The sequence below is a fragment of the Streptomyces sp. NPDC057654 genome, from assembly GCF_042800135.1.
Lineage (GTDB): Bacteria > Actinomycetota > Actinomycetes > Streptomycetales > Streptomycetaceae > Streptomyces.
This window is the reverse complement of sequence record NZ_JBHVHQ010000416.1, coordinates 3,906-7,236: the sequence shown is the minus strand read 5'-3', so window position 1 is coordinate 7,236 and position 3,331 is coordinate 3,906. Positions and strand designations below refer to the sequence as shown.

Below are 3,331 nucleotides of genomic sequence, written 5' to 3'. Positions count from 1 at the left end.
CGGCACGGCCGCGCTGGTCGCCGGGGTCACGCCCGACTCCTCGTCCTCCAGCGTCTCCGCGCCCGTCTCGAACGCGGCCACCAAGAGCAGCGGCGTCGCCGCCGTCGCCAAGGCCGTCTCCCCGAGCATCGTCGAGGTCCAGGCCACCACCTCCTCCGGGCAGTCCACCGGCTCCGGCGTGGTGACCACGAAGAACGGCGAGATCGTCACCAACAACCACGTCGTCTCCGGCGCGGACAGCGTGAAGGTCAAGACCAGCGACGGACGCACCCTGACGGCCGACGTCGTCGGCACCGACCCCGACAAGGACCTCGCGCTCCTCAAGGCGCGCGATGTCAACAACCTCAAGCCCGCCTCGCTCGGCGACTCCAGCAAGGTGCAGGTCGGCGACGACGTCGTTGCCATCGGCTCGCCGGAGGGGCTGACCGGCACGGTCACCAGCGGCATCGTCTCCGCCCTCAACCGCGACGTCACCGTCGCCAAGGAGCCCGGCAAGGGACAGGACAAGGGACAGCAGGGCCCCAACGGCCGGGGCGGCGAGCGCCCGTGGCCGTTCGAGTTCGGCGGCGAGCAGTACAACGGCGACACCGGCTCCTCGAAGACGACCTACAAGGCCATCCAGACCGACGCCTCCCTCAACCCCGGCAACTCCGGCGGCGCCCTCATCAACATGAACGGCCAGATCATCGGCATCAACTCGGCCATGTACCCGACCGGTTCGTCCGGCGGCGAATCCGGCTCCGCGGGCCTCGGCTTCTCGATACCCATCAACACCGTCAAGGCGGACCTCGCCAAGCTGCGCAGCGGCGGCAGCAGCTGACACCGACCGGCATCGGCAGCCGCGCGACTTGCTGCCGACAGCCGCCGACCGGCGCCGACTGACACGGGCCTCGTGCGACGCTTGCGAACGTCCAGTGAGCCCGCCCTTGTCACCCCCGTGAGGTAACCCGATGACCCCCGCCGAACACGGCGACCAGCCCGCCCGCATCCTCATCGTCGACGACGAGCCGGCCGTCCGCGAAGCGCTCCGCCGCAGCCTCGCCTTCGAGGGGTACGGCACCGAGCTCGCCGTGGACGGCCTCGACGCCGTCGAGAAGGTCGCCGGCTACGACCCCGAGCTGATCGTCCTCGACGTCCTCATGCCCCGCATGGACGGGCTGACCGCCGCCCGGCGGCTGCGCGCCAACAAGATCACCGTGCCGATCCTGATGCTCACCGCCCGCGACACCGTCGGCGACCGCGTCACCGGCCTCGACGCCGGCGCCGACGACTACCTGGTCAAACCCTTCGAGCTCGACGAACTGCTGGCCCGCATCCGCGCACTGCTGCGCCGCAGCTCGTACGCGGCCGCGGCCGACGCCGGACACGGCGACGACGACGTGCTCTCCTTCGGCGACCTGCGCATGAACCCCGCCACCCGCGAAGTGGTGCGCGGCTCCCGGCAGGTGGAGCTGACCCGCACGGAGTTCACCCTGCTGGAGATGTTCCTCGCCCACCCCCGCCAGGTCCTCACCCGCGAGCAGATCCTCAAGGCCGTCTGGGGCTTCGACTTCGAGCCGTCCTCCAACTCCCTCGACGTCTACGTCATGTACCTGCGCCGCAAGACGGAGGCCGGCGGCGAGCCGCGCCTCGTGCACACGGTGAGAGGTGTGGGATACGTGCTCCGGGCCGACGGCGGCGCCGAATGACGGCACCGGTGGTCAGCCGCTTCAACCGGCTGCCATTGCGCTCACGGCTGGCCATCCTGACGGCGGCGGCCGTGGCGGTGGCGGTGGCGGCGTCGGCGTTCGCGTGCTGGTTTTTGACGCGCAGCCAGCTGCGGGATGAGCTGGACAGCTCCATGCGCAGTATCAGCGTGCCGACCGGCTATCTCCAGGACACATTCATCCTTTGCCCTTCCAAACAGCCTGACAACGGTGGCAACGCAGCCCTCGTTGTGGCCTATCTGCAACTGGTGAAGCCCGATGGGAGCCGCTGCGTCGGCGGGAACTCGAAGCCCGTCAAGGTGACGGCGGCCGATGTCGCGGTCGCCCGGGGGCAGGAACGAGAGACGCTGCACGACGGTACTACGGACAAGGGCGAGGCCGTCCGGGTGCTCACGAGGGGCATAGTCCTCGGCGACAACCGGTTCACCGTCTCCATCTCCCGGCCCCTCGGCGAGATTGACGGCGCGCTCAGCCGCCTCGCCCTGCTCCTCGTCGCCGTCGCCGGGGTCGGTGTCGTCGGCGCGGCGACCGCCGGGCTGTGGGTCGCGCGCTCCGGGCTGCGCCCCGTGGACCAGTTGACCGGGGCCGTCGAGCACATCGCCCGTACCGAGGACCTGGCCGTACGCATCCCCGTCGAGGGCGAGGACGAGATCGCCAGGCTCTCCCGCTCGTTCAATTCGATGACCGCCGCCCTCGCCTCCTCGCGCGACCGGCAGCAGCAGCTGATCGCCGACGCGGGGCACGAGCTGCGTACCCCGCTCACCTCGCTGCGCACCAACATCGACCTGCTCGCGCGCAGCGAGGACACCGGCCGTGCGATTCCGGCCGAGGACCGCAAGGAGCTGCTGGCCAGCGTGAAGGCGCAGATGACGGAGTTGTCCGAGCTGATCGGCGACCTCCAGGAGCTGTCCCGCCCGGAGACCGCGCCGGGCAGCGGGCCGATGCAGATCGTCGCGTTGCACGAGAGCGCGGAACGCGCTGTGCGGCGGGCCCGGCTGCGCGGCACCGGGCTGACGATCAACGCCGAGCTGGAGCCCTGGTACGTACGGGCCGAGCCCGCCGCGCTGGAACGGGCGCTGGTGAACCTGCTGGACAACGCGGTGAAGTTCAGCCCGGCGGGCGGCGTCGTGGACGTAGCGCTGCACCGCGGGGAGCTGACCGTACGGGACCGGGGACCGGGCATCCCCGCCGACGACCTACCGCACGTCTTCGAGCGGTTCTGGCGCTCGCCGTCCGCCCGCAGCCTGCCCGGCAGCGGGCTGGGCCTGTCGATCGTGGCCCGCACCGTCCAGCAGGCGGGCGGCGAGGTGGCGCTGCGGGCGGCGGAGGGCGGCGGAACGGTCGCCTCCCTGCGGCTGCCGGGCGCGGCCACGGCGCCGCCCGCTCTGTAGCTACTGCTTCGCGTCGCCGAACGGCAGGTCCGAGCCCACCAGGTCGGCTCGGATGCCGTCCCGTTCGACCTTGACGTTCCGCAGGTGCAGGTCCTTCGCCTCCTTGGGCAGCTTGAAGGCGAGGGACAGCCGGTCCGAGAGCTCCGGCGGCTTGAGGCTCATCACCCCGGAGATCAGCTTCGGGTCGATGCCGACCTTCTCCAGCAGCCAGGGGTGGTCCACGACCACGTCCAC

3 protein-coding genes and 1 pseudogene are annotated in these 3,331 nt (G+C 71.1%); 3 read left to right on the top strand and 1 reads right to left on the bottom strand.

Translation table 11 applies throughout. From position 1 onward, the window contains the following. From ACFU99_RS26325 to ACFU99_RS26315, 3 genes are all read left to right on the top strand, one after another. Window positions 1-820: S1C family serine protease (locus ACFU99_RS26325; protein ID WP_384396220.1), on the top strand; the 820-nt coding region annotated here is incomplete at its 5' end. 130 nt (window positions 821-950) lie between these two features. Beyond that, complete coding sequence (locus tag ACFU99_RS26320; RefSeq protein WP_384396217.1) at window positions 951-1,688, top strand: response regulator transcription factor; 738 nt, start codon at window positions 951-953, stop codon at window positions 1,686-1,688. Further along, the gene (locus tag ACFU99_RS26315) at window positions 1,685-3,097 is read left to right on the top strand and encodes a sensor histidine kinase (protein WP_384396214.1); all 1,413 of its coding nucleotides are present in this window, start codon (window positions 1,685-1,687) and stop codon (window positions 3,095-3,097) included. Before ACFU99_RS26320 ends, ACFU99_RS26315 begins: the two co-directional genes overlap by 4 nt. Here the strand turns inward: ACFU99_RS26315 and ACFU99_RS26310 are convergent. After that, window positions 3,098-3,331, bottom strand: a pseudogene (locus tag ACFU99_RS26310) (DUF2993 domain-containing protein); the annotation flags it as partial.